The sequence below is a fragment of the Pseudoxanthomonas sp. LjRoot204_2 genome (assembly GCF_056175765.1).
Genome location: NZ_JBGFFG010000222.1, coordinates 1 through 5,687, shown reverse-complemented (window position 1 = coordinate 5,687; position 5,687 = coordinate 1). Strand labels below are relative to the sequence as shown.

Genomic DNA, 5,687 nt, shown 5'->3' with positions numbered 1-5,687 from the left:
GTGCTGGCATACGGCTGGAAACGGCAAGGCCTGGCGCTGGAGCTGACATGACGCGATCCGATGCAGGAGCGGCATCAGTCGCGACCGCACGGCATCGCATGCCGCAGCATGAGGGCACGGGCCATGTCTCCGGCAGCGAGGGCGTGACGGCGCACGCGCCTCACGGCATTTCACTTCTGCGGTCGCGACTTGCGTCGCTCCCACGGAAAAATTCAGCCGCCCCGAACCCGCTGTACGATACCGGCCGCCTTCGCCGAGCTCTCGGTGACCTTGTCCCACTCGCCGTTGTCCAGCCAGCCCTTCGGCACCATCCACGAGCCGCCGATGCAGACGACGTTCGGCTGCGACAGGTAGTCGGCCGCGGTGTCCTCGGTGATGCCGCCGGTGGGGCAGATCTTCAGCTCCGACAGCGGTCCGGCCAGACCCTTCAGCATGGCCAGGCCGCCGACCGCGGTGGCCGGGAAGAGCTTGCAGACGCGGAAGCCACGGCCCATCAGCGACAGCAGTTCTGTCGGCGTCGCGGCACCAGGCACCACCGGGATGTCGGCGGCGGCCAGCGCATCGGCCAGCGCCGGCGGCGTGCCGGGGGTGACCAGGAAGTCGGCACCGGCATCGATGGACTGCCTGATCTGCTCGGTGGTCAGTACCGTGCCTGCGCCGATCACGATGTCCGGCAGTTCCTTCTTCAACATCGCCAGCGCGTCCATCGCCACCGGCGTGCGCAGCGTCAGCTCGATCGCGGGCAGGCCGCCCTGCAACAGCGCTTCGGACACCTTGCGCGCTTCATCCAGGGTGTGGACGGTGACGACCGGCAGGATGCCGGCGGCGCGGAGGAGGGATTCGGCTTTCTGCTGGCGGGCTTCGATGGTCATGGGGGCAAGTGGGGCGATTCGTGTTGTGGGAGCGACGTGAGTCGCGATCGGCGTCAGGTGGAAGCTTCGCGACTTACGTCGCTCCCACGGAAATGATGTCCGGAAGAAGAGCCTGATTCGACGTTACGCATCCTTGGCCTCGTGGGGTGCCTCCGCGGCGTGCGCGGCGTCGCCCAGTTCGTACTCGGCGTCGTATTCCCAGGTGCCATCGTGGTACGGCAGGCCACAGGAAATCGACATCGCGCCGCGGTCGGCCGGCGTGACCACKTCACGGCTGACCGCGAAGAGGTTGCGGCCCAGGTCCAGCGCCGCGGGCGACGTGTTCGGTGCTATCTCGCGTGCCGCCCATTCCGCGGCGTCGACCAGCGCTTCCAGCGTGCCGGCTTCGGCATCGAGCCGGATGATGTCGCCTTCGCGCAGCTTGGCCAGCGGACCGCCGCGCGCGGCTTCCGGGGTCAGGTGGATCGCGGCGGGAATCTTGCCGGAAGCACCGGACAGCCGGCCGTCCGTCACCAGGGCCACGCGGCGGCCCTGGTTCTGCAGCAGGCCGAGCAACGGCGCCAACGAATGCAGTTCCGGCATGCCGTTCGCGCGCGGGCCCTGATAGCGGACCACCGCGACGAAGTCCTGCGGCAGTACACCGGCGGCGTGCAGCTTGTTGAGCGCACGCGGATCGTCGACGACAACGGCCGGCGCTTCGATGAAGCGGTATTCCGCCTTCACGGCCGAGGTCTTGATGAGCGAACGGCCCAGGTTGCCGCGCAGCAGGCGCAGGCCACCCTGTCCCTCGAACGCCCGCGAGACCGGGCGCACCACCTCTTCGTCCGCGCTCTGGGCGATGCCCGGCGCGTAGGCCAGCTTGCCGTCCTGCAGGCGGGGTTCATCGCAGAAGGCGCGCAGGCCTCCCGGCACGATGGTGGTGATGTCGTGCATCAGCCCGGCGTCAAGCAACTCGCGGAACACCAACTGGGTGCCGCCCGCCGCGGCGAACCGGTTCACGTCGGCTTCGCCGTTCGGATACACGCGCGCCAGCAAGGGCACGGTCTGTGCGATCACGTCCATGTCGTCCCACGTCAGCACGATGCCGGCCGACCGTGCCACGGCGATCCAGTGGATCGTGTGGTTGGTGGAACCGCCGGTCGCCATCAGTGCGGCCATGGCGTTGACGATGGCGCGTTCGTCGATCAGGCGTCCGATCGGTCGGTAGTCGTCGCCCAGCGCGGTGATGGCCAGCGCGCGCTCCGCGGCCGCGCGCGTCAGTACATCGCGCAGCGGCTGGTCGGGATTGACGAACGAGGTGCCCGGCAACTGCAGGCCCATCGCCTCCAGCAGCACCTGGTTGGAATTGGCGGTGCCGTAGAAGGTGCAGGTGCCCGCCGCGTGATAGCTCGCGGCTTCGGCTTCCAGGAGTTCCTCGCGCGTGGCTTCGCCCGCGGCATAACGCTCGCGTACCGCGGCCTTCTCCTTGTTGGGGATGCCCGGCGACATCGGGCCGGCCGGCACGAACACCGCCGGCAGGTGGCCGAACGCCAGCGCGCCCATCAGCAGGCCGGGGACGATCTTGTCGCAGACGCCCAGGTACAGCGCGGCATCGAACATGTCGTGGCTCAGCGAGATCGCCGTGGCCTGCGCGATCACGTCGCGCGAGAACAGCGACAGCTCCATGCCCGGGCGGCCCTGCGTCACGCCATCGCACATCGCCGGCACGCCGCCGGCGACCTGCGCGGTGGCGCCGAGGTCGCGTGCGGCCTGGCGGATCATCTCCGGGTAATGCTCGAACGGCTGGTGCGCCGACAGCATGTCGTTGTAGGCATTGATGATGCCGAGGTTCGGCGTCACGTCCGCGCGCAGGCGACCCTTGTCGGTGGGGCCGCAGGCAGCGAAAGCGTGCGCGAGGTTGCCGCAGCTCAGGCGCGCGCGTTGCGGGCCGTCGCGGTGGGCGGCGTCGATGCCGTCGAGGTAGGCACGGCGCAACGGGGCGCTGCGCTGGCGGATGCGTTCGGTGACTTCCTGGATGCGGGGGTGCAGGCTCATTGGCGTAGGACTAGGCTGCAGACGGATGCATTCTGCATGGCATGGCGGAAAAGGGCCGTGCGGAGCGGCCTTCCTGCAGCTCCAGCGCGTGGAGGGGAAGGGCGACGAACGACGGCGACGGCATGCTGCTTTCTACCGCCTTTGCCGCAGGCGCGAAAGCGACCAAAGGCAGACCAGTCCGCGTGAGGTCGCGCTGCGCGTGCTGCGTTGCAGCGCGCATCTGCGCAAAACCTCAGGCGTGCGCGGGCGTTTTCGGTCCGAACAGTTCGACCGCATACGCGGCCGCGCCGAGCAGGCCGGGACGCGGATGCATGTTGGCGAGCGTGGGCACGCGCCCCATCGCGGGCGAGAAGCGGCCCTTGTGTTCGAAGCGCTGGCGGAAGCCGGAATGCTGCAGTGACGTGAGCAGTTTCGGCACCAGGCCACCGGTGAGGAACACGCCATCCCAGGCGCCGGTCGTCAGCACGAGGTCGCCGGCGATCGCGCCGAACACGGCGCAGAAGACGTCCAGCGTGCGCACGCAGCGCGGATCGCCCGCGGCCGCGCGCGCGGTGACATCCTTCGGCTCCAGCGGACCGCCGGGATCTTCGCCCGCGATCTCGCTCAGCGCGCGATACAGGTTGACCAGGCCGGGACCGCAGATCAGGCGCTCGTTCGACACGCGGCCGAACTGCGCGGACAGGATTTCGAGGATGCGGATCTCTTCCGGCGTACCGGGCGGGAAGCTGACGTGGCCGCCTTCGGTTTCCAGCGGATAGGCGCGTCCGTCGCGGATCACCAGCGCGGCGACGCCCAGGCCCGTGCCCGGGCCGATCACGGCGTACGTGCGTGGAACCGACAGCGGAGCGGGCGCCCAGTGCGCGCCCCCGATGGCGACCACGTCGCGCGGCGTGAGCAGCGACACCGCCATCGCCTGCGCGGCGAAATCGTTGACCAGTCTCAGGCCCTGGAAGCCCAGCGCCTGGCGCGTGCGGTTCACCGAGATGACCCACGGATGATTGGTGATGCGTGCTTCATCGCCGTCGACCCGTCCGGCGACCGCAAACACGCCGTTCTGGGCGGTGGCGCCGGTCTCGTCCAGGTAATGCTGGGCGGCGTCAGCGAGCGAGGGGAAATCGGCGACGACGAATTCACGCACGCTGTCGTCGATGAGCGGCACTGACGCGGACGTATCGGCCAGCGCGAAGCGCGCATTGGTGCCGCCGATATCGGCGAGAAGGACACGATCGGCGCTGCTCATGCGGCCAACATCCTGTTCGAGGCGGGGTGGCTTCCAAAACGGGTCCGCTGCATTCGCCTGATCGATCCTGTGCTGCCGTGGGAGGGCCACGCTGTGTGGGCGGCGAATGATAGCGCGCACCCGCATCGTGGGAAGACGGAGGCGAACCTGTCCGCGCGATGCGTATACGTATGCGCGATACCGGCATGCGCGTGCGCGGCGGGACGTGTGCAGGGGCGAGGGGAAAGCAGGGTCGGCGGCACGTGAGGTGAAGACTCCAGGTTCTTCGCGGCGGTGCCGCTTGCGCCGTGAAAACGGTTACATGGCAGAATAGTGCACCTTCCCCGCCCACGGAACGGGAAGCCGAGCGCATCGCCTGTGAAGGCATGCCTGCACCCGGGAGGGCCGGGACGCAGCGAACCAGCACGGGCGCCGCCCGACCGGAGCAATGATGGCCAGTGTCCAACTCGACCGCGTGCGCAAGGTGTACGACAACGGCCAGGTGGCCGTGCACGGGGCCAGTTTCGAGATCGCCGATGGCGAACTCATGGTGCTGGTCGGTCCCTCGGGCTGCGGCAAGTCCACGCTGTTGCGCATGATTGCCGGCCTGGAAGAGATTTCGGACGGCACCCTGTCGATCGGCGGCCGCCGCGTCAACGACGTGGCGCCGAAGGACCGCGACATCGCGATGGTCTTCCAGAGCTACGCGCTGTACCCGCACATGACGGTGGCCGAGAACCTCGCCTTCGGGTTGAAGCTGCGCGGCACGCCACGCGCCGAGATCGAACGCCGCGTGCACGATGCCGCGCAGACCCTGGGCATGACCCACATGCTGGGCAAGCTGCCGCGTGAAATGTCGGGCGGCCAGCGGCAACGCGTGGCGCTGGGGCGCGCGCTGGTACGCGAGCCCTCGGTGTTCCTGCTCGACGAACCCCTGTCGAACCTCGATGCCAAGCTGCGCCATTCCGTGCGTACCGAAATCGGCCGCCTGCACCGGCAGCTCGGCGCGACGATGATCTACGTCACCCATGACCAGGTGGAAGCCATGACGCTGGGCCAGCGCATCGTGGTGCTGAAGGATGGCGAGATCCAGCAGATCGACACGCCGATGGCGCTTTATGAGAGGCCGGCCAACCTGTTCGTCGCCGGCTTCCTCGGTAGCCCGGCGATGAACGTACTGTATGGCACGCTGCAGCAGGAAGATGGTTTGCAGCTGGCGCTGGACGGCGGTGGCCAGATTTCGCTGGGCCATGCGGCCGTCGCCGGTGCCTGGATCGGACGGCGCATCGCGCTCGGCATCCGCCCTGAGCACCTGCAGCCGGCGGGTATCGGCAAGCCCGCGTTCGAGGCCCATGTCGACCTGATCGAGCCGGTGGGTAACGAAGTGTTCGTCAACCTTCGCTTCGTCGGCCAGCCACTGGTGGCGCGCATGCCGCCGCAGGTGTTGCCGGAGCCGGGGCAGGGCCTGCGGGTCACGGTAGAGAACGCGCCGCTGCACTGCTTCGATCCGGACAGCGGCCTGCGCTTGGGCTGAGGTCGTCCACCGCAGCAAGGAAAAAAGG

Annotated in this window: 4 protein-coding genes; 1 reads left to right on the top strand and 3 read right to left on the bottom strand. The window is 68.6% G+C overall.

Annotated elements, in window-relative coordinates:
* Positions 1-212 precede the first annotated feature (212 nt).
* From AC04L7_RS11390 to glk, 3 genes are all read right to left on the bottom strand, one after another.
* Positions 213-872, bottom strand: a complete 660-nt coding sequence (locus tag AC04L7_RS11390; protein ID WP_435999030.1) for a bifunctional 4-hydroxy-2-oxoglutarate aldolase/2-dehydro-3-deoxy-phosphogluconate aldolase — start codon at positions 870-872, stop codon at positions 213-215.
* A gap of 123 nt (positions 873-995) precedes the next feature.
* Positions 996-2,906, bottom strand: coding sequence for a phosphogluconate dehydratase (edd, locus tag AC04L7_RS11385; protein ID WP_475513034.1), 1,911 nt, complete (start codon positions 2,904-2,906; stop codon positions 996-998).
* A gap of 232 nt (positions 2,907-3,138) precedes the next feature.
* On the bottom strand, positions 3,139-4,146 hold the full coding sequence (glk, locus tag AC04L7_RS11380) for a glucokinase (RefSeq protein ID WP_435999028.1): 1,008 nt from the start codon (positions 4,144-4,146) through the stop codon (positions 3,139-3,141).
* A gap of 430 nt (positions 4,147-4,576) precedes the next feature.
* On the opposite strand from glk, the gene AC04L7_RS11375 reads away from it, so the two are divergent.
* Positions 4,577-5,659: an ABC transporter ATP-binding protein gene (locus tag AC04L7_RS11375; RefSeq protein WP_435999026.1), complete on the top strand. Its 1,083-nt coding sequence runs from the start codon at positions 4,577-4,579 to the stop codon at positions 5,657-5,659.
* Positions 5,660-5,687 lie beyond the last annotated feature (28 nt).

What these genes read in the sequence shown, in the direction of transcription:
- AC04L7_RS11390 (WP_435999030.1), bottom strand. Translation starts at nt 872, where the DNA reads ATGACCATCGAAGCCCGCCAGCAGAAAGCCGAATCCCTCCTCCGCGCC.
- glk (WP_435999028.1), bottom strand. Translation starts at nt 4,146, where the DNA reads ATGAGCAGCGCCGATCGTGTCCTTCTCGCCGATATCGGCGGCACCAAT.
- AC04L7_RS11375 (WP_435999026.1), top strand. Translation starts at nt 4,577, where the DNA reads ATGGCCAGTGTCCAACTCGACCGCGTGCGCAAGGTGTACGACAACGGC.